Origin of the sequence: Bradyrhizobium sp. 956_D2_N1_4, assembly GCF_052076025.1 — a bacterium.
In the GTDB taxonomy this organism is placed as follows: Bacteria; Pseudomonadota; Alphaproteobacteria; order Rhizobiales; family Xanthobacteraceae; genus Bradyrhizobium; species Bradyrhizobium barranii.
On record NZ_CP197237.1, the window covers coordinates 5,758,694 to 5,785,670 of the forward strand.

General features: G+C 64.4%; 29 protein-coding genes. 16 read left to right on the forward strand and 13 right to left on the reverse strand.

The genetic code is table 11. The features are described 5' to 3' along the window. The first annotated feature begins 146 nt into the window (after positions 1–146). Genes AB7535_RS27250 through AB7535_RS27260 form a run of 3 tightly spaced genes read left to right on the forward strand, consistent with a single transcriptional unit; the run spans position 147 to position 3,074 of the window. Positions 147–1,076: a carbohydrate ABC transporter permease gene (locus tag AB7535_RS27250; RefSeq protein ID WP_063981581.1), complete on the forward strand. Its 930-nt coding sequence runs from the start codon at positions 147–149 to the stop codon at positions 1,074–1,076. 3 nt (positions 1,077–1,079) lie between these two features. Beyond that, entirely contained in the window at positions 1,080–1,931 is an 852-nt protein-coding gene (locus AB7535_RS27255) for a carbohydrate ABC transporter permease (protein WP_085399493.1), read from the forward strand. Between the two features lie 51 nt (positions 1,932–1,982). Further along, positions 1,983–3,074: an ABC transporter ATP-binding protein gene (locus tag AB7535_RS27260; protein WP_063981580.1), complete on the forward strand. Its 1,092-nt coding sequence runs from the start codon at positions 1,983–1,985 to the stop codon at positions 3,072–3,074. A gap of 128 nt (positions 3,075–3,202) precedes the next feature. On the opposite strand, the gene AB7535_RS27265 is transcribed toward AB7535_RS27260, so the two are convergent. From AB7535_RS27265 to AB7535_RS27275, 3 genes are all read right to left on the reverse strand, one after another. Then, positions 3,203–3,562, reverse strand: a complete 360-nt coding sequence (locus AB7535_RS27265) for a hypothetical protein (protein ID WP_085399523.1) — start codon at positions 3,560–3,562, stop codon at positions 3,203–3,205. Positions 3,563–3,680: 118 nt separating this feature from the next. Then, positions 3,681–5,012, reverse strand: coding sequence for a Spy/CpxP family protein refolding chaperone (locus AB7535_RS27270; protein WP_439037384.1), 1,332 nt, complete (start codon positions 5,010–5,012; stop codon positions 3,681–3,683). A 104-nt stretch (positions 5,013–5,116) separates the two neighbouring features. After that, positions 5,117–6,541, reverse strand: a complete 1,425-nt coding sequence (locus AB7535_RS27275; RefSeq protein WP_085399524.1) for an FAD-binding oxidoreductase — start codon at positions 6,539–6,541, stop codon at positions 5,117–5,119. Positions 6,542–6,625: 84 nt separating this feature from the next. Between AB7535_RS27275 and AB7535_RS27280 the strand changes: the two genes are divergently transcribed. After that, complete coding sequence (locus AB7535_RS27280; RefSeq protein ID WP_028147665.1) at positions 6,626–7,120, forward strand: thioesterase family protein; 495 nt, start codon at positions 6,626–6,628, stop codon at positions 7,118–7,120. 61 nt (positions 7,121–7,181) lie between these two features. Here the strand turns inward: AB7535_RS27280 and AB7535_RS27285 are convergent, their stop codons facing one another. Next, a complete protein-coding gene (locus AB7535_RS27285; protein ID WP_008556598.1) occupies positions 7,182–7,355 on the reverse strand; it encodes a DUF1328 domain-containing protein in 174 nt (57 codons plus the stop codon). A 237-nt stretch (positions 7,356–7,592) separates the two neighbouring features. On the opposite strand from AB7535_RS27285, the gene AB7535_RS27290 reads away from it, so the two are divergent. The 8 genes from AB7535_RS27290 to AB7535_RS27325 all read left to right on the forward strand — a co-directional run bounded on the left by AB7535_RS27290 (position 7,593) and on the right by AB7535_RS27325 (position 14,690). Further along, positions 7,593–10,205 (forward strand): ATP-dependent helicase, encoded by a 2,613-nt coding sequence (locus AB7535_RS27290; protein ID WP_085399495.1) that lies wholly within the window; start codon positions 7,593–7,595, stop codon positions 10,203–10,205. A gap of 8 nt (positions 10,206–10,213) precedes the next feature. Next, the gene (locus tag AB7535_RS27295) at positions 10,214–10,501 is read left to right on the forward strand and encodes a type II toxin-antitoxin system HicB family antitoxin (protein ID WP_085399496.1); all 288 of its coding nucleotides are present in this window, start codon (positions 10,214–10,216) and stop codon (positions 10,499–10,501) included. A gap of 88 nt (positions 10,502–10,589) precedes the next feature. Then, positions 10,590–11,006, forward strand: a complete 417-nt coding sequence (locus AB7535_RS27300; protein ID WP_085399497.1) for a hypothetical protein — start codon at positions 10,590–10,592, stop codon at positions 11,004–11,006. Next, the gene (locus AB7535_RS27305) at positions 11,006–11,674 is read left to right on the forward strand and encodes an OmpA family protein (RefSeq protein WP_085399498.1); all 669 of its coding nucleotides are present in this window, start codon (positions 11,006–11,008) and stop codon (positions 11,672–11,674) included. Before AB7535_RS27300 ends, AB7535_RS27305 begins: the two co-directional genes overlap by 1 nt. A gap of 151 nt (positions 11,675–11,825) precedes the next feature. Continuing rightward, the gene (locus tag AB7535_RS27310) at positions 11,826–12,362 is read left to right on the forward strand and encodes an Mpo1 family 2-hydroxy fatty acid dioxygenase (protein WP_085399499.1); all 537 of its coding nucleotides are present in this window, start codon (positions 11,826–11,828) and stop codon (positions 12,360–12,362) included. Between the two features lie 29 nt (positions 12,363–12,391). Further along, the gene (locus tag AB7535_RS27315; protein WP_085399500.1) at positions 12,392–13,423 is read left to right on the forward strand and encodes an NAD-dependent epimerase/dehydratase family protein; all 1,032 of its coding nucleotides are present in this window, start codon (positions 12,392–12,394) and stop codon (positions 13,421–13,423) included. Positions 13,424–13,451: 28 nt separating this feature from the next. Beyond that, a complete protein-coding gene (locus AB7535_RS27320; RefSeq protein WP_063981571.1) occupies positions 13,452–14,078 on the forward strand; it encodes a methyltransferase family protein in 627 nt (208 codons plus the stop codon). 234 nt (positions 14,079–14,312) lie between these two features. Then, complete coding sequence (locus tag AB7535_RS27325) at positions 14,313–14,690, forward strand: hypothetical protein (RefSeq protein ID WP_085399501.1); 378 nt, start codon at positions 14,313–14,315, stop codon at positions 14,688–14,690. 524 nt (positions 14,691–15,214) lie between these two features. On the opposite strand, the gene AB7535_RS27330 is transcribed toward AB7535_RS27325, so the two are convergent. The 3 genes from AB7535_RS27330 to AB7535_RS27340 all read right to left on the reverse strand — a co-directional run bounded on the left by AB7535_RS27330 (position 15,215) and on the right by AB7535_RS27340 (position 16,679). Then, positions 15,215–15,421 (reverse strand): DUF2934 domain-containing protein, encoded by a 207-nt coding sequence (locus AB7535_RS27330; protein ID WP_135214115.1) that lies wholly within the window; start codon positions 15,419–15,421, stop codon positions 15,215–15,217. A 293-nt stretch (positions 15,422–15,714) separates the two neighbouring features. Then, positions 15,715–15,921 (reverse strand): hypothetical protein, encoded by a 207-nt coding sequence (locus AB7535_RS27335; RefSeq protein ID WP_028147657.1) that lies wholly within the window; start codon positions 15,919–15,921, stop codon positions 15,715–15,717. A gap of 323 nt (positions 15,922–16,244) precedes the next feature. Next, positions 16,245–16,679 carry a hypothetical protein gene (locus tag AB7535_RS27340; RefSeq protein ID WP_244623074.1) on the reverse strand — a complete coding sequence of 145 codons (435 nt, stop codon included), beginning with the start codon at positions 16,677–16,679 and terminating at the stop codon, positions 16,245–16,247. A gap of 478 nt (positions 16,680–17,157) precedes the next feature. Here AB7535_RS27340 and AB7535_RS27345 point away from each other — a divergent pair, with 478 nt between their 5' ends. Next, positions 17,158–18,462, forward strand: coding sequence for a PQQ-dependent sugar dehydrogenase (locus tag AB7535_RS27345; RefSeq protein ID WP_085399503.1), 1,305 nt, complete (start codon positions 17,158–17,160; stop codon positions 18,460–18,462). A gap of 3 nt (positions 18,463–18,465) precedes the next feature. Here the strand turns inward: AB7535_RS27345 and AB7535_RS27350 are convergent, their stop codons facing one another. Next, positions 18,466–19,290 carry an aspartate dehydrogenase gene (locus AB7535_RS27350; RefSeq protein ID WP_085399504.1) on the reverse strand — a complete coding sequence of 275 codons (825 nt, stop codon included), beginning with the start codon at positions 19,288–19,290 and terminating at the stop codon, positions 18,466–18,468. Positions 19,291–19,328: 38 nt separating this feature from the next. Beyond that, positions 19,329–20,246: a LysR family transcriptional regulator gene (locus AB7535_RS27355; protein WP_085399505.1), complete on the reverse strand. Its 918-nt coding sequence runs from the start codon at positions 20,244–20,246 to the stop codon at positions 19,329–19,331. A gap of 156 nt (positions 20,247–20,402) precedes the next feature. Between AB7535_RS27355 and AB7535_RS27360 the strand changes: the two genes are divergently transcribed. Both AB7535_RS27360 and AB7535_RS27365 read left to right on the forward strand, forming a co-directional pair. Continuing rightward, on the forward strand, positions 20,403–21,701 hold the full coding sequence (locus AB7535_RS27360) for an MFS transporter (protein ID WP_085399526.1): 1,299 nt from the start codon (positions 20,403–20,405) through the stop codon (positions 21,699–21,701). Positions 21,702–21,722: 21 nt separating this feature from the next. Then, positions 21,723–22,796, forward strand: coding sequence for a tartrate dehydrogenase (locus AB7535_RS27365; protein ID WP_439037386.1), 1,074 nt, complete (start codon positions 21,723–21,725; stop codon positions 22,794–22,796). Positions 22,797–22,851: 55 nt separating this feature from the next. On the opposite strand, the gene AB7535_RS27370 is transcribed toward AB7535_RS27365, so the two are convergent. From AB7535_RS27370 to AB7535_RS27380, 3 genes are all read right to left on the reverse strand, one after another. Further along, positions 22,852–23,799, reverse strand: coding sequence for a LysM peptidoglycan-binding domain-containing protein (locus tag AB7535_RS27370; RefSeq protein ID WP_085399507.1), 948 nt, complete (start codon positions 23,797–23,799; stop codon positions 22,852–22,854). Positions 23,800–24,384: 585 nt separating this feature from the next. Then, positions 24,385–24,639 (reverse strand): hypothetical protein, encoded by a 255-nt coding sequence (locus AB7535_RS27375; RefSeq protein WP_085399508.1) that lies wholly within the window; start codon positions 24,637–24,639, stop codon positions 24,385–24,387. Positions 24,640–24,701: 62 nt separating this feature from the next. Then, the gene (locus AB7535_RS27380) at positions 24,702–25,565 is read right to left on the reverse strand and encodes a DUF3313 domain-containing protein (protein WP_085399509.1); all 864 of its coding nucleotides are present in this window, start codon (positions 25,563–25,565) and stop codon (positions 24,702–24,704) included. A 178-nt stretch (positions 25,566–25,743) separates the two neighbouring features. Between AB7535_RS27380 and AB7535_RS27385 the strand changes: the two genes are divergently transcribed. Continuing rightward, the gene (locus AB7535_RS27385; protein WP_085399510.1) at positions 25,744–26,415 is read left to right on the forward strand and encodes a TetR/AcrR family transcriptional regulator; all 672 of its coding nucleotides are present in this window, start codon (positions 25,744–25,746) and stop codon (positions 26,413–26,415) included. A gap of 9 nt (positions 26,416–26,424) precedes the next feature. Here the strand turns inward: AB7535_RS27385 and AB7535_RS27390 are convergent, their stop codons facing one another. Next, on the reverse strand, positions 26,425–26,904 hold the full coding sequence (locus AB7535_RS27390; RefSeq protein WP_085399511.1) for a MarR family winged helix-turn-helix transcriptional regulator: 480 nt from the start codon (positions 26,902–26,904) through the stop codon (positions 26,425–26,427). Between the last annotated feature and the right edge of the window lie 73 nt (positions 26,905–26,977).

Consider the following 26,977-nt stretch of genomic DNA (forward strand, 5'->3'; position numbering starts at 1 on the left):
TACGTGCGCAGCACGTCGCACGGCTGCGAAGTGGCTGCCGCGCGCCCCGCGTCTCGGACTTGTACGGTGCGCCGTCTCTCTGTGAGGCGGCGCGATCAAAGTTTCGCATGACGCGTCTGTTGGCGTGCGCTTAGAGGTGAAGCGAGATGGCGATCGCCGAGACCCAAGTCTACATGCCGCAGGCGCCGCGGCCCAGAATCCGGCTGCTTGAGGACGAGCGTTGGCTCGCATTCGTGCTGCTGGTGCCGACCCTGGCGCTGCTCGGTACGTTCATCGCCTATCCGTTCTTGCGCGGCATCTTGTTGTCGGTGACCAACTCGCGCGTCGGCGTTCCAGGCGAGTTCGTCGGCCTCGCCAACTTCTACAAGATCTTCAATGACGGGATCTTTCGCACCTCCGTCTACAACACGTTTCTTTATACGGGCGTAACCACCGTCTTCAAGCTGGCGCTCGGGCTGTGGCTGGCCATGCTGCTCAACCGGAATTTCCGCGGCAAGGCTTTCACCCGTGCTTTCATCCTGCTGCCCTTCATCATCCCGACCGTGCTCTCGACTTTCGCCTGGAAGTGGATGTTCGACCCGACATTTAGCGTCCTCAATTGGCTCCTCTACCATCTCGGTTTGATCAGCGGTCGGATCAATTGGCTTGGCGATCCAGACCTCGCCATGATCTCGATCATCATCGTCAACATCTGGCGCGGAGTGCCATTCTTCGCCATCAGCCTGCTCGCCGGCCTGCAGACCATCAGTCCCGAACTTAGCGAGGCCGCCGCCATAGACGGTGCCAGGCCGTGGCAGCGGTTCTGGCACATCACCTGGCCCCTGCTGCTGCCCGTGACCATGGTCGTGGTGCTGTTCTCGGTGATTCAGACGTTCGCCGACTTCCAGATCGTCTATGTGATGACAGGCGGCGGACCAGCCAATGCAACGCACCTGTTCGCCACCTACGCCTATCAGATCGGCATCGGCACCGGCCTCCTAAGCGAGGGCGCTGCCATCTCGCTCGCCATGTTTCCGGTCCTGTTTCTGGTCGTTATCATCCAACTTCTCTACATCCGCCGCGTGGAGGTCCGCTGAGCCATGATCGAGGGCGCAAGGTGGCGAAAGTGGGCGTTCTTCTACGTCCCCATGGCGATGTTCCTGCTTTTCCTGCTGTTCCCGTTCTACTGGATGGTGATCACTTCGGTGCGGCCGGACGGCGAGCTTTACCGACCCTGGAATTCGATCAACTACAATCCGTTCTGGACCTGGAACCCGACCTGGGACCATGTCAGGTACCTGTTCGAGGAGACGCTGTTTGCATCGTGGCTGTGGAACACGACGTTCATCGCGCTCGCGTCAACCGCCATCTCGCTCGTGTGCGGCGTGTTCGCCGGCTATGCTCTCTCGCGGCTGAACTTTCCATTTGCAGGCAGCCTGGGCACCGGCATCTTCATCACCTATCTGGTGCCTCAAACGCTGCTCTTCATTCCGCTGGCAGAGATCATCCGCAACTATCGGCTGGGTGACACGCCCTGGTCATTGATCCTGACCTATCCGACCTTTCTCATTCCGTTCTGCACCTGGCTCATGATGGGCTACTTCAAGGCGGTGCCCAAGGAGCTCGAGGAATGCGCGCGCATTGACGGCGCCTCGCGCTGGCAGGCCATGCTCTACATCGTCATCCCGGTGGCGATCCCGGGCATCCTCTCGGCCGGCATCTTCGCTTTCACCCTGTCGTGGAACGAGTTCATCTACGCACTTGTCTTCCTGTCCTCGCCTGGACAGAAGACCGTGCCGGTCGGCGTCACATCGGAACTGATCCGCGGCGATGTATTCTTCTGGGGACCGCTGATGGCTGGCGCCCTGCTCGGATCGATCCCGGTTGCTATCGCCTATTCGTTTTTCGTCGAGCACTACGTCGCAGGACTGACTGGATCGGTGAAGGGCTGACAGCACCCCGGATCATCAGGAAAGTGGGCATGCGGAAGGCGGGTGGAGCGAATGGGCCAGGTCGTCCTCAAGGGGATCAACAAGTTCTACGACAGCGTGCACGCTGTCAAAGACGTCAATCTGCAGATCCGCGACAAGGAGTTCGTGGTGTTCGTCGGACCGTCCGGCTGCGGCAAGACCACGACGCTGAGAATGATCGCCGGGCTTGAAGCGATCAGTTCCGGCGACATTTCCATCGACGGAAACGTGGTCAATGAATTGGCGCCGATGGACCGCGACATCGCCATGGTGTTCCAGAACTACGCCCTGTACCCGCACATGAGCGTGCACGACAACATGGCGTTTGGCCTGAAGATGCGCAAATTCGAAAAGCCCGAGATTGACAAGCGCGTGCGGGAGGCGGCCGACATCCTCGGCATCGGTGAATTGCTAACGCGCAAGCCGCGCCAGCTGTCCGGCGGCCAGCGCCAGCGCGTGGCGTTGGGTCGTGCCATTGTGCGTCACCCCCGCGTGTTCCTGTTCGACGAGCCGCTGTCGAACCTCGATGCCAAGCTGCGGGTACAGATGCGCGTTGAGCTCAAGAAACTGCATCTCCGTCTCGGCACCACCGCCATTTACGTTACCCACGATCAGGTCGAGGCCATGACGCTGGGTGACCGGGTCGTCGTCATGAAAGACGGCGTGGTCCAGCAAGTGGGGGAGCCGCTCGAACTGTACAATCAGCCCGCCAACAAGTTCGTCGCCGGCTTCATCGGCTCCCCGGCCATGAATTTCGCCGCCGTTACGGTGACCGAGGCGAACGGATCGCTGATTGCCGAGAACTCCGGCCTGCGCATCAAGCTGCCGGACGAGACCGCGCAGCGGCTGCGCGGCCATATCGGACGCGAGGTCATGCTCGGCGTGCGGCCGGAGGACCTTACCGTGGCGGGTAGCGCTGATCTCGGCCACTCATGCTTCGATGCTGTGATTGAGGTGGTCGAGCAACTCGGCTCGGAAATCCTGCTCGATATGAAGGTCGGCGAGAGTATCATGGTGGCGAGCGTCGAGCCGACCGCGAGGGTGAGGGTGGGCGACAGGCTGCGCGTTGCCATGCGGCCTTCCAGGCTTCATGTTTTCGACGCGCAGACCGAGGCGGCCATCTAACCCCGGCAGAGGATCAATTCCACCGGTGAGCGGGAATTCGCCTTCTTGTCACCAGCTTCGATGACGCCCGGAGAGCGCGATGGCACTTGGCTCGTTGCCGGGCACACCGGATTTACGAGTACACGCCTCTAGGCCAGGGTCGGATGATCCCGCTGCACCGTCTCCCGGATCCAGCTGGCATGGATCGCGCGAAACAGGATTTGCGCGGTCTTGAGGTCGTTCGCTGTCATGCAGAGATCGACGATGCGATGGACTGCGTCATCGCGCATCAGCCCGTCGGAGATCTTCATCGCGATTTCCATCGCGACCTGGGCCGCGCGTTCATAGCGCTCACCTTCGCGCGTGTCGTTGCGCGCCGAACCGGCCGCGCTCGCGGCCGCGGCGTCACAGATCGCGCGGATGCGCTCGGCGGCCTCGATGTCGCCGAGCGGTCCTTCGATCGTCTCGTCCCAGATGTCCGCCGGCTTCTGCTTTGCGAACCACTTCATCGCCCCGTCACCAATGGTCTTCCAGCCGCCGTAGTTCCGCGCTCCCGCCTCGCCCAGCATAGAGAGGCCGATCGAGATCGGCGAGGCGATTTTTCCGCCACGTATTATCGATATGCAGTCAGGGCATCCGACGTGGTCCGATGGCCTCGAACTGCGCCTTCTGCTCGTCGTTCAGCGTGGCGTAGAAATCCTCCAGCGCCGCGCGAACCGACTTGACGCCGTCGAGCATCGTGTCGAGCCGCTTGCGAACCGCCGCCATTCGCGCCGGCGGCGTCATCACGTCGCTGGGCTCGCAGGCCGCCTTGAGCGATGCGCTGACTTTGGCGCTGGTATCCTGGAGCACCTGTAGCGCAGCGCGCTGGGTGTCGTTGGGATGAAGCCTCGCCTCGATGTCAGTGCTGGGCCAATCGAGCGCAGCAGGCGTCGCGCAATTCTGGACCAGCGATCCGCCGGTGTTGTTGGAAGCCGTCGCACGACGCTGATCCTCGGCCAGCGCATTGAAGCGCGCCTTCTGCTCGTCGGTGAGCGAGCCGTAGAATCGATCGAGGGCGGGCTGAACGAGATCGACGGCTTTCTCCATCGCCTCGATGCGCTGCTGCATCGCCGTCAGCCGACCTGGCGCTGTCGCCGCGACCTGCGACGGGCAGGACGCGCGGATCATCTCGGACGCCTGGATCGATGCGTTGCCGAGTTCGTCGAGGCTTGCGCCTTGCGCCTCGGTCGGCTGCACCGCGGCGGCGATCTGGTCGATCGGCAGACCGACGATTTCGCGGCGGTCGCTGCCGCAGAGCCGATCCAGCGGGACGCCGCGCGCCTGGCGCCGTCCCTGCGGCCGCTGCGGCAGATAGGCCGAGAGACCGTTATAGCCATAGGGCCCGAAGATGCCGGCATAGATGTCCGGATAGCCGTAGCCCCAGAAGCCGAGACCGTCGCCCCAGATCGTGTAGTCGTAGAGATCGTTGTAGGCGAACGGCCAGAACAGCGGTCCGACCCAGCCATAACCGCCGCCCGCATGTTGCCACCACCCGCTGCTGGCGCCGTGCCAGCCGGCGAGTGCGGCCGCCGCCGCGATCTGGGCTCGCGCGGCCGGATTGCTGATCAGACGGCCGTTGCGGAAGGCGCTGGAATGCACGTTGAGGGCGTTGCGAAAATTCGCAGGACGGACGGCCGCATTGCGGATCTGGCCGAAGTTCGGGCCGCGATGTCGCGCGCCCGTTGCGAAGCGGGGCCCGCCATGATGCCCGCCGCCATGCACGTGTCCGAAGCCATGACCGCCAAAATGGCCGCCACCATGATGACCACCACCATGACCGCCGCCGTGATGGCCGCCGCCATGCCCGCCTCCGTGCCCACCACCATGGCCGCCACCGTGCCCGCCCTTGCCCAGAGCCGTGCCCGCCAGCATGCAGGCAAGCGCCATCACGGCAATTCCAATGACAGGTCGCAACATCGCATCCTCCCGCAGAGCCGCGCCATCGAGGCATCGGAAATTGACGGGATTGGAACCGGCCTGACTGCCGAAAGTTCCGCGACCGCGACGCAGCCGCCCGCGCGCTATGCCTCCGGCACGATCTTGCCGGGATTGAAGATATTCAGCGGATCGAGCGCCTTTTTCAGCGCCCGCATCGCGTCGAGCGCTTCGGGGCCGAGTTCCGCCTTGAGATATTTCTGCTTGCCCTGGCCGATGCCGTGCTCACCGGTGCAGGTGCCGTCCATCGCCTGCGCGCGCTCGACCAGGCGATGCATGAACTCCTCGCCGCGCGCCATCTCGTCGGCATCGTTGGTGTCACAGACCAGCGAGCAGTGGAAATTGCCGTCGCCGACATGGCCGACGATCGGCGACAGCAGGTTGAGGCGCTTGAGGTCTTCCTCGGTCTCGCCGACGCAATCGGCAAGCCGCGAGATCGGCACGCAGACGTCGGTCGCAACCACGCCGATGCTGTCGCCGGGCCGCAGCGCCTTCACCGACCAATAGGCGTCGTGCCGCGCCTGCCACAGCTTGGTGCGATCCTCCGGCTTGGTGGTCCAGGAGAAATCGCCGCCTCCGCAATCCTTTGCGATCTCGCCGAAGGCCTTGGACTGCTCGCCGACCTCGACCTCGCTGCCGTGGAATTCCATCAGAAGCAGCGGCGTTTCCGGCAGCGTCAGCTTCGAATAGGCGTTGCAGGCCTTCACCTGCGCGGCGTTGAGCAGCTCGATGCGCGCCACGGGAATGCCGGTCTGGATCGCCAGGATCACCGCCTGACATGCCCCGTGCACGGTCTCGAACGACACCGCACCGGCCGCGATCGTGTCAGGGATTCCGCGCAGGCGAATGGTCAGCTCGGAGATGATGCCGAGCGTGCCTTCGGCGCCGACGAACAGATGCGTCAGGTCGTAGCCGGCGGATGATTTCTTGGCGCGCGTGCCTGTGGTGATGATCTCGCCGTCGCCGCGCACGACCTTCAAAGCGAGCACGCTGTCGCGCATGGTGCCGTAGCGCACCGCGTTGGTGCCGGAGGCGCGGGTCGAGGCCATGCCGCCGAGCGAAGCATCCGCGCCGGGGTCGATGGGGAAGAACAGGCCCTGGTCGCGCAGATGCTCGTTCAGCGCCTTGCGGGTGACGCCGGGCTGGATCACGCAGTCGAGATCCTCGGCATGCACCGCGAGCACCTTGTTCATGTCGCGCAGGTCGATCGAGATGCCGCCGGCGGGCGCGTTGACCTGGCCCTCGAGCGAGGTGCCGGTGCCGAAGGCGATGACGGGCACGCGGTTCCTGGCGCAGATCCGCACCACGTCCTGGATGTCGGCGGTCTCCTGCGCCATCACCACGCCGTCCGGCGGCTGGTTGACGATCCACGTGGTGGTATGGCCGTGCTGCTCGCGAACGGCCTGCGAGGTGATGAGGCGGTTGCCGAACCGTGCGGCAAGCTGCTCCAGCGCGCTTGCGAGGGCTTTCGGCTCGACCCGCGGCGGATTATTGGTGATGGTCGTACCCACGGACATTCCTCCCGACAGAAGAACCGTGGCAAAGGACATCTGACCGGTCAAGTCAAGCGACCGCGCGCATAGCAGGAAAGACACATGCCGGAGACCGCCGCTGCCGAGCCGTTCCGCTCGTCGATCATGCAGATCGAGCCGCAATGGATCGACTATAACGGCCATCTCAACATGGCCTATTACAACGTGATGTTCGACCGCGCGATCGACCAGATGTGGTTACAGCTCGGGATCGGGCCGGGCTACATGAAGGAGCGAGGCGGCTCGACCTTCACTGCCGAATGCCATGTGCGGTATCTGCGCGAAATCCACCTCGGCGATCCCGTGCAGGTGTCGGTCTGGCTGCTCGAAGCCGACGACAAGCGGCTGCATACGTTCCAGGAGTTGCGGCACGCGACCGAAGGCTGGCTGTCGGCGACCTCCGAAAACATGTCGCTCCACATCGACATGGGCTCGCGAAAGGTGGCGGCCTTTCCGCCCGATATCCGGCAGCGCATCGCAGCCGTCGTGGGCGCCCACGGCGCCGTGCCGCGGCCCGAGGGCATCGGCCGGAACGTGGCGATGCCCTCGAAGCGGTAGTGCATGATCCGGAAAAGTGTGAAGCGGTTTTCCGGTAAGATCATGCACCCATCAGACCGCGCTATATCCTGTTGCGGCCGCGGGCAAGGCCCACCACGGCCGAGACCAGGAACAGCACGACCGCGATGAAGAAGATGATCTTGGCGATCTCGATCGAGGCGCCGGCGATGCCGCCGAAGCCCAGGATGCCGGCGATCAGTGCGATAACCAGAAACGTCACAACCCAGCCTAGCATGGTCAAACCCTCGTCTTGATGTCTGTCTGCGTCGGCGCGGCTGGCCGCGCCACCTGTCCAGACAATCTCGACGCGGGAACGATGGTTCCGGCCCACGCAAGCTGGAAATTCGCCCTCGCCGATGGAACAAATCAGCCCGCCGCGCACGTGGAAAACCTCGCCCCGGCGCCCCATATAGGCAGCAATCCCTGTTAAGAAGGCTCCCTTCCACCACCCCGCGGTGCCATCGTGGGGCCAATGATTCGCATGACCGAGCCGAGCAAGATCACCAGCGTACCCGACCACCAGCCCGCAGCCGGCGGCATCGCCGCGCGTGCGCGCGCCTCCGTGGGCCCGAAATATCTGTCCGGGCTCAATCCCGAGCAGCGCGACGCCGTGGAGACGCTGGACGGCCCGGTTCTGGTGCTGGCCGGCGCCGGCACCGGCAAGACGCGCGTGCTGACCACGCGCATCGCCCACATCCTCAGCCAGGGCCGCGCCCGCCCCGCCGAGATCCTGTCGGTGACCTTCACCAACAAGGCCGCGCGCGAGATGAAGCATCGGCTCGGCCAGATGCTCGGCCATGCGGTCGAGGGCATGCCGTGGCTCGGCACCTTCCACTCCATCGGCGGCCGCATCCTGCGCACCCATGCCGAGCTGGCGCAGCTCAAGTCGAACTTCACCGTGCTCGACACCGATGACCAGGTGCGGCTGCTCAAGCAGCTGCTCCAGGCCGACAATATCGACGACAAGCGCTGGCCGGCACGCATGCTGGCCGGCCTGATCGACGGCTGGAAGAACCGCGGCCTGACGCCGTCGCAGGTGCCGTCAGGCGAAGCCGCCGTGTTCGCCAACGGCAAGGGCGGCAAGCTCTATGCGAGCTACCAGGAGCGGCTGAAGATCCTGAACGCCGCCGATTTCGGCGATCTGCTGCTCGAGGACATCCGGATCTTCCGCGAGCATCCGGACATCCTGCGGCAATACCAGCAGCGCTTCAAATTCATCCTGGTCGACGAATATCAGGACACCAACGTCGCGCAATATCTGTGGCTGCGGCTGCTGTCGCAGGCGCCGACGTCTCCCTCCTTCACCTCTCCCCGCGTGCGGGGAGAGGTCGCATCGCAAAGCGATGCGGGTGAGGGGGACTCTCCGCAGACTGAACTCGTGGAGACAGCCCCTCACCCCGACGCTCTCAGCGCGAGCGAAGCTCGTCGCGACCCCGCAAGCGGGGCGAGGGAGCAGACGCCCCACGTCAAAAACATCTGCTGCGTCGGCGACGACGACCAGTCGATCTATGGCTGGCGCGGCGCCGAGGTCGACAACATCCTGCGCTTCGACCACGATTTCCCCGGCGCCAAGGTCATTCGCCTCGAGCGCAATTACCGCTCGACCGGCCACATCCTCGCCGCCGCCTCGCATCTGATCGCGCACAACGAAGGCCGGCTCGGCAAGACGTTGCGCACCGAGGACCATGACGGCGAGAAGGTCACCGTCACCGGCTCGTGGGATTCGGAAGAGGAAGCCCGCGGCATCGGCGAGGAGATCGAGCAGATCCAGCGCCAGGGCGACAAGCTCAACGAGATCGCGATCCTGGTGCGTGCCTCCTACCAGATGCGCGAGTTCGAAGATCGTTTCGTCACGCTTGGCCTGCCCTACCGCGTGATCGGCGGCCCGCGCTTCTACGAGCGCGCCGAAATCCGCGACGCGCTGGCTTATCTGCGGGTCATCAACTCACCGGCCGACGACCTCGCCTTCGAGCGCATCGTCAATGTGCCCAAGCGCGGCCTCGGCGACGCCACCGTGCAGATGCTCCACGACCACGCCCGCAAGCGCCGCATCCCGCTGTTCGAGGCGGCGCGCGCGGTGGTCGAGACCGACGAGCTGAAGCCGAAGGCGCGCGGAAGCTTGCGCGACGTCGTCGCCCAGTTCGACCGCTGGCGCGCCCAGCGCGAGGTCACCGCGCACACCGATCTCGCCCAGATCGTGCTCGACGAGAGCGGCTACACCGAGATGTGGCAGAAGGACCGTTCGGCAGACGCCGCGGGCCGGCTGGAGAACCTGAAAGAGCTGGTGCGCTCGATGGAGGAGTTCGAGAACCTGCAAGGGTTCCTCGAGCACATCTCGCTGGTGATGGACCGCGACAGCGGCGCCGACGAGGACGCGGTGTCGCTGATGACGCTGCATTCGGCCAAGGGCCTCGAATTCGACAACGTGTTCCTGCCCGGCTGGGAGGAAGGCCTGTTCCCGAGCCAGCGCACGCTGGACGAGCAGGGCCGCGCCGGCCTCGAGGAAGAGCGCCGGCTCGGCCATGTCGGCCTGACCCGCGCGAGGCGCCGCGCAAAGATCTACTTTGCGACCAACCGACGGATCCATGGCACCTGGTCGACCACGATCCCGTCGCGCTTCCTCGACGAATTGCCGTCCGCCAATGTCGAGATCACGGAATCCAAGGGCGGCTCGGCCTGGGGCGGCACCGGCGGCTACGGCGCCTCGCGTTTCGACGACATGGAGGCGTTCGGTTCCACCTATTCGACCCCGGGCTGGCAGCGCGCCCAGGCCAACCGCAACCGGGGCGGCGGCCGCAGTGGCGGCGGCCAAGGCGGCTTCGAGGAACAGGCCTCGTCGTTCTCCTCCTCATCCGGCCCGGATTTCGGCAGCTTCTCCTCACGCCGCCGCGGGCCGATGACGATCGAGGGCGAGCTGGTCGCCAAATCCACCGGCACCACCTCGGAATTTTCCCTCTCCGACCGCGTCTTCCACCAGAAATTCGGCTACGGCCGCGTCACCAAGATCGACGGCAACAAGCTCACCATCGCCTTCGACAAGGCCGGCGAGAAGAAGGTCGTGGACAGTTTTGTGCAGCGGGCGTGAGGCCTGATATGCCTCAGTACGTCGCCATCATCGAGGACGCAGGCCCGGACGACGCCGTCGGCTTGTGGTTTCCCGACCTGCCGGGCTGCATTTCCGGCGGCGACGACGTCGACGAGGCCCTGGAGAGTGCGCCCGAGGCGCTCGCATTTTATGCGCAGGAGCTGAGCGCGGACGGCCGCCAGCTTCCCCCGCCGCGGACATTGGACGAGCTCAAGGCCGACCCTGCTGTGGCCGACGACCTCAGGAAACACACGGTCGCCCTGATCGAATGGCCGCCCCTCCCTGAGGCCGAGTGAGGACTGTTCGCCGCACTGGCCGGACGTTCGACAGTTCTCACCCGAACGCCCCTTGACCACCGCGAACTTCCCCGTATCAGATGCGCCCATGGTCCGGGGCTCCATCACACTGATCTTGCTGGCATTGGTTATGCCGTCGCTTGCGGCGGCGGAGACCATGAGCTTTGGCGATTCGATCGGGCTCCTGGCCAAGAGCTGCGGCGCGGAAATCGTCGCCAATTGCCGCGGCGTCAACCCGGACTCGACCCGGCTGAAAGAGTGCCTGTCCCGCAACCGCGACGTGCTCTCCCAGCAATGCCAGAGCGACTATCTCGGCGCCTTCGATGCCATCCAGAAGCGCGTCGCCGCGCGCGTCACGGTGGCGAACGCCTGCCAGCGCGAGATCGTCAAGGTCTGCGGCGGCTCGACCAAGGAGACCAGCAAGTCGATCCCCTGCCTGGTCACGACGCCCAAGGGCATCAGCAACAACTGCCTGAAGGCCGTCGACGACGCGGGGTATCGGTGATGCGCGCGAACGGAATCGCCATCACGCTGGTCGTGGTCCAGGTCCTGGCCCTGCTCGCGGGCGCAGCAAGCGCGCAGACGGCGGCGCCGACGCGTGACGACATCGTCGGCAAGCTGAACCATTTCGAACAGGCCGCCGAGGTCGACCTTCCCGCGCTGAAGCAGCAGGTGATGGAGCGCGCCAAGGCCAGGATCAAGAACGATCCGGGTCCGGTGAACCGGCCGCTGATCGCGCCTGATCTCGCCAACCTGCCCGCCTTCAACGCGCAGATCCAGTTCGACGCCGACACGCCGATCATCCAGCCGACCTCCTACCAGACCGTCGGCCGCATCGCGGACGCGCTGGTTAACTCCTCGCTGCTGCCGTACACGTTCCTGATCGTCGGCCATGTCGAATCCAATGCGAAGACGCGCGAGGCCAATGCGATCCTGAGCCAGCGACGCGCCGATGCGATCCGTGACGTCCTGGTGAACACCTTCAAGATCTCGACCAAGCGGCTGCATCCGATCGGCCTCGGCGAGGAGCAGTTTCTCGACCGGGCCAAGCCGACCTCGGCCGCCAACGGTCAGTTGCAAATCCTGACCTATGCCAAGGTGCCGGAGGAGGCGCCTGCGCATCCAGCTGCGGCGCCTGGGCCTGCGGCGAAAAAGCCCGCCAAGAAGCGCTGAACGAGATCACCTCCCCTGACGGAACTCTTTGAAGTTCCGACCGTTTTGCGGCCTGTCGAAAGCGCAACAGCCATGCTTTGCGCGACACGCGAGCCGGTTTGTGCACTGCCCTATCAGGTGCTATAGCCTGTTCTCGCCCTTCCCAGACCCCATGCTGCACGAGACCGAGATGGCTGGTTATTTTCAACGCCAACTGGCCGATTACGTCGAATATCATCGCGATCCCTGGAACTGCGCGATGCACGTGGTCGGAATCCTCCTGCTCTTCACCGGCGCCGTGCTGCCGCTCACTCTCGTGCGTTTTCCCATCTTCGGGATCGAGGTGAGCTTGGCCGTGGTTGCGGCCCTGCCGGTGCTGGTTTACTGGCTGATGCTGGACGCCGGGATTGGGCTCGGCATCCTCGCCGCGATGATCGTGCTGCTTTCGGTCGCAACCGCAATCGGCAATCAGGCCTCGATCGTCATGATGTGGTCGATTTTTGCGCTGCTGATCGGATCTGGCGTCGCAGCGCAGATCGTGGGCCACAGGGTTTTCGAGGAACGGCAGCCGTCGATGGTCGACCACCCCGCGCATTTCCTGCTTGGACCGATGTTTGTCATGGCGAAATTATTCATTGCACTGGGCTTCCGTCGCGACCTTGCCGCGATTTTGGCGCCTGTTCCGACCAATTCCCTTTCAACCCGATAGCTCTAGAAGCGAAACAGTAAACCTTCTGCATGGCTCTCGTACTGGTTACCGGTGGCAGCGGCTTCATCGGACATCATCTCGTAGAAGCGCTCCGCGCCCGTGGGCAGCGGGTACGCGTTCTCGATGTCCGTGCGCCGGCCGCGGCGAACGCGGACGTTGAACACATCCACGGCTCGGTGCTGGACGGTACCGCGGTGGACGCGGCGATCGCCGGTGTCGATCAGGTCTATCACCTCGCCGGCCTGCCCGGCATGTGGGTCGCCAACAAGCAGGACTTCCACGACGTCAATTGCCGCGGCACCGAAATCGTGCTTGCCGCGGCGATGAAGCGCGGCGTGTCGCGCTTCCTGCACTGTTCGACGGAATCGATCCTGTTCCCCTATTCCGACCTCAACGGCGTTGCCGCCGAAGAGGCGCTGCAGCCGGCCGATGCGATGCCCGGCGCCTATACGCGGTCGAAGTCGCTCGCCGAGCACCACGCCGCGAAGGCGGCGGCCGCGGGCTTTCCGCTCGTGATCGGCACGCCGACCATGCCGATCGGCGCCGCCGACCACAACCTGACGCCGCCGACCGCAATGCTGTGGTACTTCCTCCAGAAGAAGGTGCAGCCGCATCTCAACTTCCTGGTCAATCTCGTCGATGTCCGCGACGTCGCGATGGGCCTTGTGCTGACCATGGAGCGCGGCCGCATCGGCCAGCGCTACATCCTCGGCGGCGACTGCGTCCCGCTCGGCAACATCCTGCGGATGATGTCGGCGATGAGCGGCCGCCGGCAGTTCCCGGTCGTCGTGCCCGGCAAGATCGCCGAGCTCTCCGCGATCATGCTCGAATCCATCTCCGATCGCATCACGCGCCGGCCGCCCAACGGCACCGCCGAGGGCGTGCGCATCGCGCTTGCCGCGAGCGACCTCTCGATCGGCAAGGCGCGCACCGAGCTCGGCTACGCGCCGCGCCCGATCGAACCGGTCTTGCGCGAAACCATCACCCATCTGCTCGCCCGCAACGGCCAGCGGCCCTCCGGCGCCATCGAGCATCACGCGCTTTCCTCGCGCGCGAGCTAAGGCCTCCGCCCAAACGCAAAGAACCTTCATGTCCTTCGATTTCAGCAAGCTTCTCTCCGTGGCCTGGGGTGGCTGGACCACGACCTGGCCGACCGAACTCCTGGCCTTGATCTGGCTCGCCTTTCTCGCCAGCTGGGTCGGCGCCTCGTTCTGGCAGGGCCGCACCCAGAAGCAGGTCATGACGCTGGAGTCGCAGCGCTATCGCCTGCCGATCCTGGTCGGCGGAATCCTGTACACGCCGTGGGTTGCACAGGTCCTGGGCTGGAAGCCGCTCTGGGTGCTCGGCAACACCGGCATCTACATCGCCGCGGTCCTCTCGGCCGCCGGCATCGCCTTCGCCTGGTGGGGCCGGCTGCATCTCGGAAAATTCTGGTCCAACACCATCACCCACAAGGAGGACCACCGCGTTATCGACACTGGCCCCTACGGCATCGTGCGTCACCCGATCTACACGGGACTGATTGCAGGCATGCTCGTCACCGGCATCGCGATCGGCCTCGTAACGACGATCCTCGGCGCCATCCTGATCTCGCTCGGCATGTGGCAGAAGGGCCGGATGGAAGAGGTGTTTCTGTCCAAGGAACTCGGCGAAGACGCCTACGGCGCTTATTGCCGCCGCGTGCCGATGATCATTCCGTTCCTATCGCCGCGGTGAGCGTCCTGAAGGCGCGGTCGCTGCGTTCCGCTTTCTCTGCACGAAGTTACTGCTAGTGTCGGACTTGCGCTCGATCCAAGCTTTACCATCAGTCGCTTGCTTGTCAGCCAAGCAAGCGACGATACGAAATATCTCGCAGGACGAGAGCGGGTCTGCGAGGGCATGCGCCTAGCCCTAGCCGGGGTGCCAGAGGAGTGATGTCCGTAAACTGACAACGCTACGGAGAAGCCGATTATGCAGTTGTCAAAGGTCGCCGCGTTGGCGCTCATCGCTAGCTGTCCAAGCCTACTGTCTGTATCTCGGGCGGCGGCCGTTTCTGAATGCTCAATCTCAGGCACACTAGCGGATTGGGGCGAGAACTCGACGGCCGACATTGACCTCACGTCCGGAGGAAGTTGCCAATTTCCAATCAAGATACGCGGCACGGTGAGTGGCTCGGACATCTCTCAAAAGCCGTCACACGGCAAGCTGAAAAGGCTCAACCTGTCTACGTTCGAATACAAGGCGAAGGCCAAATATAAGGGTAGCGATACCTTTGCCATCAAAGCGACGGGTCAGGGACCGACAGCTTCTGGCACGTCGGTAATCACTGTGCACGCGACGATCAAATAGCGTTCCTCGCTCGATTGCATGGTGAACGCGGAAGCAACAGCCGCCCGATGTCTCGCGCCAATGGCACCACAATGAAAAGGGACCATCGGAGTAACCGATGGTCCCAAAAGCCTCAAAGGCTCTTCGCTGGCAAAGGCCTTGCCGTGTCTTGCCAAGTTGGGCTGCGAGCAGACTTGGCGGGCTGCTTGCAGGGTTGATGCTCGCTCTACGCTGGCCTTCTGGACCCTGGCCTCCTTGACGCTGGCCTTATGGACGCTGGTCCCGTCGGACACTGGTTGCCATCGGCTCTGGTCACGTCGGCGCTCGTCGCTCTCGGCGCTGGATGGTGCGAGAAACCGACTCGATCAACCAATGCCAATTGAACTGCCGACCCGACGAATAGTCTAGGTGTTGTTGTCTGTTCCTCTCGAAGAAATTTGGGTTAGCGAGGCTGCCAATTCCCGCATCGTTGGATGTCATTTCTAACGACGACCGGCAGCCCGCCGACCGAATTGCGAATGGCGCACGTCCTCGCGCTGGACCCGTCAGCGCGAGTTTTGCTTTTTCGGGGATCGCACCCTTCTGGCGGGTTTTGTCAATGCGATGTCAGCCACAGCAGGGTTTGCGACTGACGCTTCGAGAATTTCGTATTGAGCATGCTTCCAATGGACTTCCGCCTTTCCGTCGGGTTGCCCATCGGCGACCCAGAGGTGGTAGGCGCGCTCGCGAATTGCCTCTTCCAGATTTGGCATGGGATTTTCCTTGCGAATGATCCGCCCGGCCCCAGCCAAAAGACTTGCTCTCGTAGGGTTAATGAAATCTTAACGGGGCAGCGGAAGCCAAGCGTCGCGCGGGTGCCGCTAAAGGGCGGTCGGCGCTCATTGCGAGAGATCTCGGCAGCGCTCGCGGACGCAGGTCGCAACGAACGGTAATCCGCATGCGGCGACCGGCATCAAACTCATGCTTACCGAGGGTCGACGAGGCCGTGCACGGGCCGCCTCTTTGGGGGCTCGTGGCCCGATTGACACCAGCGCAGCGAAACTAGTCAGTCGATTGGCGCGAGCCGTTCGTTCCACCGCGCCGCAAGGTTTTTGATCTGCTCGAAATGCAGGATCGCCGGCTCACCCTCGCGGACGATTGTCGTCCGCTTGCGTTCCTTGGGTGGCAACGTCATCGCGCGCGATACTGCCGCGCGCAGTTTCATCGAGCCGTGATCTGTCAGGGTGACGAGTTCTTCCGGGTCAAGGGCCATGGGTCCACGCCTACGCTACCGGCTGGCCCGCAAGCCAGCACACGCGCCCCGAATGCCCAATTCTCCAGATAGCTCAACATGGTTAATAGTTCGTTATCGTTTGGCTCTGTCATTTGGATTGGCGCGCGGGTCACGCGGCGTCTTGTCCCGCAAGTCAAATGAGCCTCTCAGGCTGCACCAGCCCCTGTTTGGGTCGAACCCAATCCCACCCGATTTCAAATGCTAAAGGAGGTGGCTACCGCCAGGCTCGCAGCAGGGGTAGTTCGCCCGTGCCGCGCCGGTCCGCGCGGTAGCCCCCAGTGAGCCATTGCAGTCGCAATTGATCAGGCTACCGCTGCCAACCTGCCATCGGCATGCGGATTTGCGCAAAGCAGACGCTTGCGAATGGCCTCTTCAACGAGCGCGAGCGCTTCCTTGGCTTGTCGCGCTTCGGCTTCCGCAACTTCGGCGCGAAGCTCTACGGCCGTCAACTTATCCTTCTGAGCTTCAATGCAGCACTGGGCCAGCTCCAGCGCTCGGCAAGCATCTTGCAGCTTACGTTCGGTGGTTACGGTGAGTTCACGCTGTGCCCGCTCGGCGGCCTCCGCTCGCCCTTCGGCCAGCCGCAATCTTTCTATGGCGCTCGTGCAAAGTGATTGGGCACGGGCTTCGGTCTCGCGGGCGTGCTTCTCCATATCGCGGAAGACATCGGCCGCTTGATATACCAGATCGAGAGCTGTTGCTCCCTTGTCTGGTGCCAGCGGTGAGGGAAAGCTCAAGATGCCCTCATCCCCTCCAACTGGCGCTCTGGAACTACGCTGCGCCATGCAGTTCAAGCTCGTCGCGAACACACATACACGGGCAGTATCATGAATAGCTATGGTTAACGGATGGTTAAACAGTTGCATGCCTGGAGATGTCGTAACGGCGCGCGGCGGGCAATGGCACCGAAAATCAGTCAGTTCTTTGGGCGTGCCTAGCGTAGCAGCAGAGGCTCGCGCCGGCGGCTGGACCGGCACATCGGCCGCTGACTTTCCTCTCCATGCAAATTTGGTCGGCTGCCATTCCTCGGGAATAGGCGCTGATCGAGTTCCGTAACGGTTGACCTTTTTGCCGCTACCCAGTTGGATGCGCGCGCAAAAAGGCACGACGACATCCCATCGTGGATCTGGAGAGGTCGACGATAAGGTCTGAGCCCGCGCGGGGCTTTGGGCGATCCGTCGTTGGACTGTGCCGTACGTTCAACAGGGGATTTCCATGACCTTTTCCAGCATCTTCGCGCAGTTCGTCGCGCTGATCGGCGGTGCCGCGCTGCAATGGCGGCGGCTGTCGGGGACCGCGCCCGCGCCGGCCTGGGGCCAGGCGCCGGCGATCCCCGAAGCGAAGCCGCAGGGGGCGCTGCCGACCTTGAAGATGCCGACGGCCAGGGGCTGGAGCGAGGGCCACAAGCCGACGGTCGCCCCCGGGCTCAAGGTCAATGCGTTCGCGGCCGGGCTCGACCATCCGCGCTGGATCGAGGTGCTGCCGAATGGTGACGTGCTGATCGCGGAGGCGACGCAGATCGCGGGCGCGCCGAGGTCGGTGTTTCACTATGCGATGCAGGCGACGATGCGGCGCGCCGCAGCGCTCGGCGTCAGCGCCAACCGCATCACGCTGCTGCGCGACAAGGACGGCGACGGCGTCGCCGAAGTGCGCGGCGCCTTCATGGAGAACCTCAGCCAGCCCTTCGGCATGGCGCTGGTCGGCAACACATTCTATGTCGGCAACACCGACGGCGTGATGGCCTTCCCCTATGTCGCCAATGCCGACCGCATCACCGCACCGGGCAAGCGGCTCACGACGTTCAAGCCGAGCGGCCACTGGACGCGCAGCCTGCTTGCAAGTCCCGACGGCAAGAAGCTCTATGCCGGTGTCGGCTCGCTCAGTAACATCGCCGAGATGGGCATGGAGGTCGAGGAAGGCCGCGCCGCGGTCTATGAGCTCGATCTCGCCGCCGGCACGCATCGCATTTTTGGTGCGGGCCTGCGCAATCCTGTTGGTCTTGCCTGGGAGCCCAATACGAACGTGCTCTGGACCGTCGTCAACGAGCGCGACGGGCTCGGCGACGAGACGCCGCCGGATTATCTCACCTCGGTGCGCGACGGCGGCTTCTACGGCTGGCCCTATTGCTACTGGGGCAAGACGGTCGACGATCGCGTGCCGCAGGATCCCGCGATGGTCGCCAAGGCGCTTCAACCGGACTACGCACTCGGCGGCCACACCGCTTCGCTCGGCCTGTGCTGGATGCCCGCAGGGACCCTGCCCGGCTTCCCCGACGGCATGGTGATCGGCCAGCACGGCTCGTGGAATCGCAGCACTCTCTCGGGCTACAAACTGGTGTTCATCCCGTTCGAGAACGGCAAGCCCTCCGGCCCCGGTCGCGACATCCTGTCGGGCTTCCTGTCCCCGGACGAGAAGGAATCCTACGGCCGTCCGGTTGGCGTCGTGATCGGACCCGACAAGAAGTCGCTGCTGATGGCCGACGACGTCGGCAACGTGATCTGGCGCGTCACGGGCGCGTAGAGGTTACGTCCCGACACAGAGCGTGGCGCGCTGCTTGCGTAGCAGCGCGATCACGGAGAGCGCCGTGATCAGGCCCGTCTTGGGATTCTCCGACGGGATGTTCTCGATCGACATCGAGAAGCGCGCCGAATCCGCCTCGACCTCGATGCGGTGAACGTTGCGCGTCACGGTCGGATCGGCCCAGATCTGCACGGAGGTGCGGTCGGGTCCGACGCCCGCGAGCGACAGCGCGACCGCGACATTGAGATTGGCCGGAAAGCCCTTTGCGGCCTCGCGCGCGGTGCCCTCGAACAGTTTGAGCGGCTCGCGCAGATTGTCGATATCGATGTTGTTGTCGACGATGAAGGGCGCGCCCTTCAGACCGTCGATCGGCTTGCGCGTCACCATCTTCACCGAATGAATGGTGCCGATTGCGGCGGCGTTGACGGCGTCCAGCCCGATCAGCGCGCCGGTCGGCACGATGATGCGGCCGCCATTGGCGCGGGCAAGATCGACGAGATCGAAATTGTCGAGCAGCCCGCCGACGCTGACGACGACCGCGGCCCTGCCGCGCTTCACCGCGGGCTCGACGATCGCGCGCAACTGGCTGCTCGGCGCGCATTCGACCACGATATCCGCGGCGTCACCGAGCTGATCGATCGGCAGCACGGATGGCGCACGACGCAGGCCGCCCAGAAACGCCTGATGCTTGGCGGGATCACGCACGGCGACAGCGGACAGCGTCAGCCCCTCGATACCCTGATCGAGCGCCGACGCGATCTTGGTGCCGATCGAGCCCAGGCCTGCGATGGCAACCCGCAATTCGTTCGAAGCTTTCTGTCCAGTCATCGCATCCCGCCTTCTCGCCAGGCCCATGTCATAGCCGCTCACGCCTCCCGCGCATAGCTGCGCAGGCGCGCCTCCAGCACCGCCAGCATGGCATCGCGGGCCGGGTCGCGCGAACCGCGCAGCCATGCGGCGGCAAGCGGCAGCCGGCCGATGGGGCCGCTCTGCTTCGGCCGCAGCGGCACGAAGCGCACGCCCGTCACCGCCATCCGCGTGGTCCAGCGCGGCACGATCGCAACACCGAGCTTCGTTGCCACCAGATGGATGATGGTCTGCTTCTCGTCGGCGACCTGCACGATGCGCGGCGTCAGCCCGGCCTGCTCGAACAGCTTGATGGTGAGGTCATGGCTGTGCGGCCGCGAGCGGCGGTCCGGCACCAGCATCGCCTCGTCGGCGATCTGCGCCAGCGTGATCGACTTGCGCTCGGCGAGCGGGTGGCGCTGCGGAAACGCGACGATCGCGGTCTCCTGGAGCAGATCGCGGAATTCGAGCCGCTTGTCCGCACTGTCGGGCGGGCGGACGAAGGCGAGATCGAGCGCACCGGTCAAAATCTTCGGCAGCAGCCGGACGGTCTTGTCTTCGAGCAGCTGCACCGCGATCTCGGGATGCTTGTCGCGGAAATCGCGCAAGAGCGGCGGCAGCAATCCCGCCGCCGCGCTGTCGATGGCGCCGACCCGCAGCCGCCGCGCGGCGCCCGCGCGCGAGCGGTTGCGCAGATTATTCTCGACCGCCTCGACCTTGGCGAGGATGGCGCGGGCATCGCGCAGCAGCGTCGAACCGTCTTCCGTCAGCGACACCGCGCGCGTGGTCCGTGCGAACAGCCGCGTTCCCAGATCTTCTTCCAGCAGCCTGATCTGCCGGCCGAGCGCGGAGGGCAGCATCTGGAGCTGCTGCGCCGCATGGCCGAAATGCAGCTGCTCGGCCGCCGCCACGAAGCATCGCAACTGATGCAATTCCATCCAAGGTCCTCTCGTCTCGCCAGGCGAGGATTATATCATTTTTTTGTATAAACCAGCGCCAATTGAGTATGCCTCCTTCCCCCGCCTAGGCTCGTTGCCGGCGTGGACCTCAGGGTCCGCCGATACAACAACAAGCCGGAACTCGAGGAGGCCAGGGTGGCGAGCGAGATTCAGACGCGCGTGCTGCGCAAGATCACTTGGCGCATCGTTCCCTTCATCATGCTGCTGTACTTCGTGGCCTTCATCGACCGCGTCAATATCGGCTTTGCCTCGCTGACGATGAACAAGGACATCGGCCTGTCGCCCACCGTCTACGGTTTCGGCGCCGGCATCTTCTTCTGGGGCTATTTCCTGTTCGAGGTGCCCTCCAACATCATCCTGCACAAGGTCGGCGCGCGGATCTGGATCGCGCGGGTGATGATCACCTGGGGCCTCGTGTCGGCCGCGATGGCGTTCGTGCAGGGCCCGACCAGCTTCTATGTGCTGCGCTTCCTGCTCGGCGTCGCCGAAGCCGGCTTCTTCCCCGGCATCATCCTCTATCTCTCCTACTGGTTCCCGGCGCGCCAGCGCGCCGCGGTGACCGCGCTGTTCATGGCGGCGGCGCCGCTGTCGACCGTACTCGGATCGCCCGTCTCCGGCGCGCTGCTGGAAATGGATGGCCTGTTCGGCTTCAAGGGCTGGCAATGGCTGTTCGTGCTGGAGGCACTGCCGGCCGTGCTGCTTGGCTTCGTTGTGCTGGCATTCCTCACCGACCGCCCGGAAAAGGCAAAATGGCTCGCGGACGACGAGCGGCGATGGCTGGTCGACGTCATGAATGCGGAAACCACGAGCAAGGCCGCGACCGCGAGCCACAGCATCTGGCGCGGGCTCGCCGATCCGCGCGTGCTGGCGCTCGCGCTCATCTATTTCGGCACCTCGGCAGGCCTCTACACGCTCGGCGTCTGGGCGCCGCAGATCATCAAGCAGTTCGGCCTGTCCACGCTCCAGGTCGGCTTCCTCAATGCACTGCCGGCAACCGCCGCCGTCGTCGCCATGGTGCTGTGGGCGCGGCATTCGGACCGCACCGGCGAGCGCACCTGGCACGTCGTGCTCGCCTGCCTGCTCGCGGCCGTGGGGCTCGCCTATGCCGGCCTTGCGACCGGCGTCGTCGCTGTGCTGGTCGCGCTGACGCTGGTGAACATCGGCATCTCTTCGGCCAAGCCGCCACTGTGGAGCATGCCGACGCTGTTCCTGTCCGGCCCCGCGGCCGCGGCCGGGATCGCCACCATCAACTCGATCGGCAATCTCGGCGGCTTCGTTGGTCCGGCCATGATCGGCTGGATCAAGGACCAGACCGGCAGTTTTGTCGGCGGACTCTATTTCGTCAGCGGCCTGCTCGTTCTCTCGGCGGTCCTGACCCTGCTATTGTCGCGCGCGCAGACCGCGCCCGTCGAACCCGTCCCGCAATCCCACTGACATCTCAAACGGAGCATCTTCATGCGCACTCATTCGATCGCAGCAATTCCGGCCGACGGCATCGGCCCCGAGGTCATCTCGGCCGGCGTCCGCGTGCTGGAGGCTCTGGCAAAACGCAGCGGCGACCTCGCCTTCAACGTCAAGACGTTCGACTGGGGCTCGGACTATTACAAGAAGCACGGCGTGATGATGCCGGCCGACGGGCTCACCGAATTGAAGAAGTTCGACGCGATCTATTTCGGCGCAGTCGGTGCGCCCGACGTGCCCGATCACATCACGCTGTGGGGCCTGCGCCTGCCGATCTGCCAGGGCTTTGATCAATACGCCAATGTGCGGCCGACCAAGATCCTGCCCGGCGTCGCCTCGCCGTTGCGCAATGTCGGCATGGGCGATCTCGACTGGGTGATCGTGCGCGAGAACTCGGAAGGCGAATATGCCGGCATGGGCGGCCGTGCCCACAAGGGCCTGCCGGAAGAGGTCGGCACCGAGGTCGCGGTGTTCACCCGCGTCGGCGTCACCCGCATCATGCGCTACGCCTTCCAGCTCGCGCAGTCGCGGCCGCGCAAATTCCTGACCGTGGTGACCAAGTCGAACGCGCAGCGCCATGGCATGGTGATGTGGGACGAGATCGCAGCCGAAGTCGCGACCGAATTCCCCGATGTGACCTGGGACAAGATGCTGGTCGACGCCATGACGGTGCGCATGACGCTGCATCCGAAGAGCCTCGACACGATCGTTGCGACCAACCTCCACGCCGACATCCTCTCCGATCTTGCCGGCGCACTCGCCGGCAGCCTCGGCGTCGCGCCGACCGGCAACATCGACCCGCAGCGCCGCTTCCCCTCGATGTTCGAGCCGATCCACGGCTCTGCGTTCGACATCACCGGCAAGGGCATCGCCAACCCGGTCGCGACCTTCTGGACCGGTGCCCAGATGCTGGAGCATCTCGGCGAGAAGGACGCGGCAATACGGCTGATGTCGGCGGTCGAGCGCGTCTGCGCGGCCGGCGTGCTGACGCCCGATGTCGGCGGCAAGGCGACGACGAAGGAAGTCACGGACGCCGTTATCGACGCGATCCACGGGACGAACGTGTAATCGCTACCCGACGTCATGGCCGGGCTTGTCCCGGCCATGACGAGTTGTGGATCAACTACTTCCGCCCTTGCGGCGGAGGCGCCGGCGCCGCCATCGCGGCCACAGGCTCGGGCGGCGTCAGATGGCGCGGGACGATGATGGACTGGCCGGGGGTGAGGGTCGCGTTCTCCGCCAGCGAATTGCTCTGCGCCAGCGTCCACAGCGGCACGCGGCGGGCGGCGGCGATGCTCTCCATGGTGTCGCCCGCGCGCACCGGCACCCGCACGCCGCTGTCCCACAATTCCACCGGCGTGTTCGGCGGCACGAGATAGCGCAACGGTACCGCATCGGCCTGGCTCTGCGCGGGGATGCGTGGCAGCTGCGTCACCATCTCGATGATCTGGCGATGGATGTCGTCCGACTTCTCGATGTTGATGTGCGAGACGCGGCTGTTCTCCTTGAGGTCGTAGCTCGCGTAATGGCCCCGATAGCCGGGCACGGCCACGACGTCGCCGCCGCCGAGCACGCTGTCGGAGAGGAAGATGTTGATGAAGCGCTCGACATTGAGCGGCACGTCGCCGGTCGCATGCGCGGAATCGATGGCGATGACGAGGCTGATCCGGATGTTCTCCTTGGCCGCCATCTCGGAGATCACGACCGAGCACAGCCCGCCCATGGAGTGGCCGATCAGCACGATCGGCGCCGGGCTCTCCTTGTAGCTGGAGATGACACGATCGCCGATCCATCGGCAGATGGTGAATTCATAGACGTCGGCCGAGAAGCCGGCCTTCGTCAGCTTTTCGCTGAGCCGGTCCATGCCGGTCGAGAAGATCGGCCCCATGGCGCCGCGGAACAGGTAGATCTTTGGCGGCGGCAGCGGCTCGACCGGCGGAGCGGGAGGCGGCGGCGCAGCGGTCGTGACCGCGGGGCGCTTCGGCTTCGCAGGTGAGGCAGCGGCCATGCCGGTGCCTAGGGCGAGCAGCGCAACCGCTGCCAGCACGACTAGCCGCCTCAAATCGATCATCCGTCCAGCAGTCCCACCATGGGAGGCAAAGGCCTCCTCCGCGGGCTTAGTGACCACCGATTGGGTGGATTTTGGGGCACGGAACCGGGCCCGTGACGCCCGTCGGTCGAGGTTCTCATCCTGCCCCTTACATCCCCGGCATCAATTGAAGGGAATCCATGGCTGGGCTTCGCAGGTATCAAGGATCACCGAGCTCTGGACTCCCTTGTAGGCGTCATCGTCGAAAAAGACCGAATAGGCGGGGTGTCTGTCAGACGGACCAGCGCCCTGCCTCAGGCAGACGAAATACGCCCCCGGCCCGTGGTCAGTAGGGCGGACGGCGGATGTCTCGAGTCCCCCGGTCAGCTTGACTTCGGCGGCTGCCTTCCTGACGCCCTCCTGCACCGCCTTGGCACCAGGCGGACGCGGAGGATGATAGACAGGAGGCAAATTCCCGCTCGACGCGCATCCCGCCAGCAGCAGCGTCAAGATGGCGGACAAGGCCGCCAGAGAACTGCGGCGGCCGAAGACGGACCTTCGCTGGCCGCACGCCAACTCATATCGTGAATGCATCGCTTGTCCCCAGTGCCGCGCTCGCTGCGCGCCTCATCCCTGGGTCAGGACGAGATAGAGGCAGCCGGCGACCGTGGGCAGGAACGCGACCAGGGCCGTCATCCAGAAGCCGGGCTCGAGCATCGAGTCCTGGTCATCCCTCTCGTCGACTGCACGCCGATCTGCATTCGTCCGGCTCCACGCCTCATCGGCCGTGAACAGGGGAACGCTGCTCGCGCGCGCATCGTCGCGTGCTGCGCTTTGGCGCAAAGCGCGTTGGGAAAGGCGAGTTATTCCGGATGTCAGCATGTCATTGACTCTGATCGGCTACCAATATGTCGGGCTCGGATGTTGCGGGGCGCGCGGCCGCATCACTGTGTCAGCGCCTGATCTGAATTCGCTCCGGGCACAGGCGGCGGGGCCGGATTGTTGGCCGGGCTCTCCTTGGCGCCGGAATCGGTCCAGGCCGGCGGCAGGCCGAGCCCCTGCCCCGCGATGCCGGTGATGCCGGGAAACCGTCCGAACGCTTCGCAGGCGACGTATTTGGGTGCACCGCCGAGGCGCACGGGAATGCTGTCCATCGGCGGCAGCGCAGGGATGCCGCCGAACGGCGATTCTCCGGTCGTAACCAGTTTTGCGAAGTCCGTGCCGAAATCGGCGGCGAGATCGTAGGCATCGCCCTCATTGGCGACCCGCGGAGAGTTGGTAATCGAGTTGGCGCCGCGCGCCCAGACCATGGCCGCCTTCTGAAATCCTGCAAAATCGCGCGCCTCCGCCTCGACCGACAGGCTGCCGAGCCCGACCGGAAGCCTCGGCACCGGTACAGGCACGCCGGGCAGCGCAACGGTCTTGGCAATCGACAGGGCCTTCGATGCGCCGGAGGCGGTCGGGCTGGTCGGCGCGGCATGTGTCACGGTCGCCTGCACCGTGAGATCGGCATCGTCATCGGATGAGACGATACGGAAGCGCTCGCTCAAGCGGAGACACAGCTCGCGGCTGATGGCGTTCGCAACCAGGCGACGTTCCTTTTCGTTCAAGACGACATCCGTGCGCGCGGGAAAGACGGTCGATGCGATCCGGATCGTCTTCGCCGCCAGGACATCCTGCTTGTTCACGCGGATTTTCGATCGCGTCACCAGCCCGTTCGCTTCCGACATCCGGTCGTAGCTCCTGAGCGAGCCGGCCTGTTCGAGCGGCGCGGTCGCACACCCTCCGAGCGCAAGCGCGGCACCCATCAGGGCCGTCCGTGGAAAGCGCATGGTCCCATTCCCGCATCGGCAGTTTATTAGAGAGATCGCTCTAATAATCACTTCTCACGCCTCGCAACATCCGTCAACATAAATAGATGGAACTCTCTAATTTTGATTTTCTCGTGGCGAACCGTCGTGCTAAACGGGGCGAGTGTGAGTGGAGATGTCCGGTTTGAGGAAAGTCGACCCCGTTAAGCATGAGCAGAAGCGCGGGGAAATCCTCGGCGCGGCGATCCGCTGCTTCATCCGGGACGGCTTCCGCGGCGCCAGCACGACAGATATCTGTACCGAAGCCGGCATCAGTCCGGGCCACCTCTATCACTACTTCGCGAGCAAGGAGGCGATCATCGAGGCGATGATCGACCTCGGTCTCGCGCGGTCGGCCGAGCGGTTTGAAAAGATTCTCGCGGCCACCGACGTGATCGAGGCACTGCTCGTCGATATCGAGGAAACCAGCCTGCGGTTTCGTCCCGCCCAGATCCTCAATCTGGATGGTCTCGCGGAGGCCGCCCGCAATCCTGAATTCGCTGCGATCATCGAACGCCACACCGCGGCGGTCCGCCGCATGTGGAGCGACTTCCTGCGCCGCGCGCAGCAGCAGGGACGGGTGGATCCTGGGTTAGATCCGGACGCGACGGCAAACATCCTGATCGCCCTCGTCGACGGATCCCGCGCCATGCCGATCCGCAATCCGAAGCTGGATATCAAGCAGAGCGTAGAGCATCTGAGAACGATGCTCGCGCGCTTCCTGAACCCGCCCGACGCACAGAGCGCTGCGATCAAGCCCCGCATTCAGAAGACCGGTCGTCCCCTGAAGCTGGTCAGGAAGCGATAGAGCCCGACCCTAGAGCGGCAGGAGCCGGTTCAGCAATTCCAGCAGCGTGCGCTGCTCGGCCGCGCTGAGCGGGACCAGCATCTTTTCGTTATAGGGCTCTGTCAGCCTTGCCCCCTCGGCAATGAGCTTTGCGCCCTTCGGCGTCAGCATCAGCTCGACGGCGCGACGATCCGCCTTCGAGCGGTTGCGCTTGATGAAGCCGGACGATTCGAGCTCGTTCAGGATCTTGATCAGGTTCGGCAGGCGCAGCCGAAGCAGGCTGGCGAGGCTGCTCGGCGGCACGCCGGGATTGTCACGAATGACGGCGAAGATCGCATAGGTCGCCGGCGTCAGGCCCAACGCGGCGAACTCCTCGTAAAAGCCTTCGAAAAACTTCAACTGCGCGAGGCGCAGCATGAAGCCGGGCGTCCGCCGGAGCGCGCGCAGGTCCAGCGATTTCTCCGGCTGCTGATCGGACTTCAACCCGGGTCTTACGGTTTTCGAACTCATGATCCTCAATCCGCGGCGGCCAAAGCCGAATTGACACTCTCAAAAATAGCTATAAAATATAACTATTATTTAG

Coding starts and splice junctions, on each gene's coding strand:
- AB7535_RS27250 (WP_063981581.1), top strand. CDS start 147: ATGGCGATCGCCGAGACCCAAGTCTACATGCCGCAGGCGCCGCGGCCC.
- AB7535_RS27255 (WP_085399493.1), top strand. CDS start 1,080: ATGATCGAGGGCGCAAGGTGGCGAAAGTGGGCGTTCTTCTACGTCCCC.
- AB7535_RS27260 (WP_063981580.1), top strand. CDS start 1,983: ATGGGCCAGGTCGTCCTCAAGGGGATCAACAAGTTCTACGACAGCGTG.
- AB7535_RS27265 (WP_085399523.1), bottom strand. CDS start 3,562: ATGAAGTGGTTCGCAAAGCAGAAGCCGGCGGACATCTGGGACGAGACG.
- AB7535_RS27270 (WP_439037384.1), bottom strand. CDS start 5,012: ATGTTGCGACCTGTCATTGGAATTGCCGTGATGGCGCTTGCCTGCATG.
- AB7535_RS27280 (WP_028147665.1), top strand. CDS start 6,626: ATGCCGGAGACCGCCGCTGCCGAGCCGTTCCGCTCGTCGATCATGCAG.
- AB7535_RS27285 (WP_008556598.1), bottom strand. CDS start 7,355: ATGCTAGGCTGGGTTGTGACGTTTCTGGTTATCGCACTGATCGCCGGC.
- AB7535_RS27290 (WP_085399495.1), top strand. CDS start 7,593: ATGATTCGCATGACCGAGCCGAGCAAGATCACCAGCGTACCCGACCAC.
- AB7535_RS27295 (WP_085399496.1), top strand. CDS start 10,214: ATGCCTCAGTACGTCGCCATCATCGAGGACGCAGGCCCGGACGACGCC.
- AB7535_RS27300 (WP_085399497.1), top strand. CDS start 10,590: ATGGTCCGGGGCTCCATCACACTGATCTTGCTGGCATTGGTTATGCCG.
- AB7535_RS27305 (WP_085399498.1), top strand. CDS start 11,006: ATGCGCGCGAACGGAATCGCCATCACGCTGGTCGTGGTCCAGGTCCTG.
- AB7535_RS27310 (WP_085399499.1), top strand. CDS start 11,826: ATGCTGCACGAGACCGAGATGGCTGGTTATTTTCAACGCCAACTGGCC.
- AB7535_RS27315 (WP_085399500.1), top strand. CDS start 12,392: ATGGCTCTCGTACTGGTTACCGGTGGCAGCGGCTTCATCGGACATCAT.
- AB7535_RS27320 (WP_063981571.1), top strand. CDS start 13,452: ATGTCCTTCGATTTCAGCAAGCTTCTCTCCGTGGCCTGGGGTGGCTGG.
- AB7535_RS27325 (WP_085399501.1), top strand. CDS start 14,313: ATGCAGTTGTCAAAGGTCGCCGCGTTGGCGCTCATCGCTAGCTGTCCA.
- AB7535_RS27330 (WP_135214115.1), bottom strand. CDS start 15,421: ATGCCAAATCTGGAAGAGGCAATTCGCGAGCGCGCCTACCACCTCTGG.
- AB7535_RS27335 (WP_028147657.1), bottom strand. CDS start 15,921: ATGGCCCTTGACCCGGAAGAACTCGTCACCCTGACAGATCACGGCTCG.
- AB7535_RS27345 (WP_085399503.1), top strand. CDS start 17,158: ATGACCTTTTCCAGCATCTTCGCGCAGTTCGTCGCGCTGATCGGCGGT.
- AB7535_RS27350 (WP_085399504.1), bottom strand. CDS start 19,290: ATGACTGGACAGAAAGCTTCGAACGAATTGCGGGTTGCCATCGCAGGC.
- AB7535_RS27355 (WP_085399505.1), bottom strand. CDS start 20,246: ATGGAATTGCATCAGTTGCGATGCTTCGTGGCGGCGGCCGAGCAGCTG.
- AB7535_RS27365 (WP_439037386.1), top strand. CDS start 21,723: ATGCGCACTCATTCGATCGCAGCAATTCCGGCCGACGGCATCGGCCCC.
- AB7535_RS27370 (WP_085399507.1), bottom strand. CDS start 23,799: ATGATCGATTTGAGGCGGCTAGTCGTGCTGGCAGCGGTTGCGCTGCTC.
- AB7535_RS27375 (WP_085399508.1), bottom strand. CDS start 24,639: ATGCTGACATCCGGAATAACTCGCCTTTCCCAACGCGCTTTGCGCCAA.
- AB7535_RS27380 (WP_085399509.1), bottom strand. CDS start 25,565: ATGGGTGCCGCGCTTGCGCTCGGAGGGTGTGCGACCGCGCCGCTCGAA.
- AB7535_RS27385 (WP_085399510.1), top strand. CDS start 25,744: ATGTCCGGTTTGAGGAAAGTCGACCCCGTTAAGCATGAGCAGAAGCGC.
- AB7535_RS27390 (WP_085399511.1), bottom strand. CDS start 26,904: ATGAGTTCGAAAACCGTAAGACCCGGGTTGAAGTCCGATCAGCAGCCG.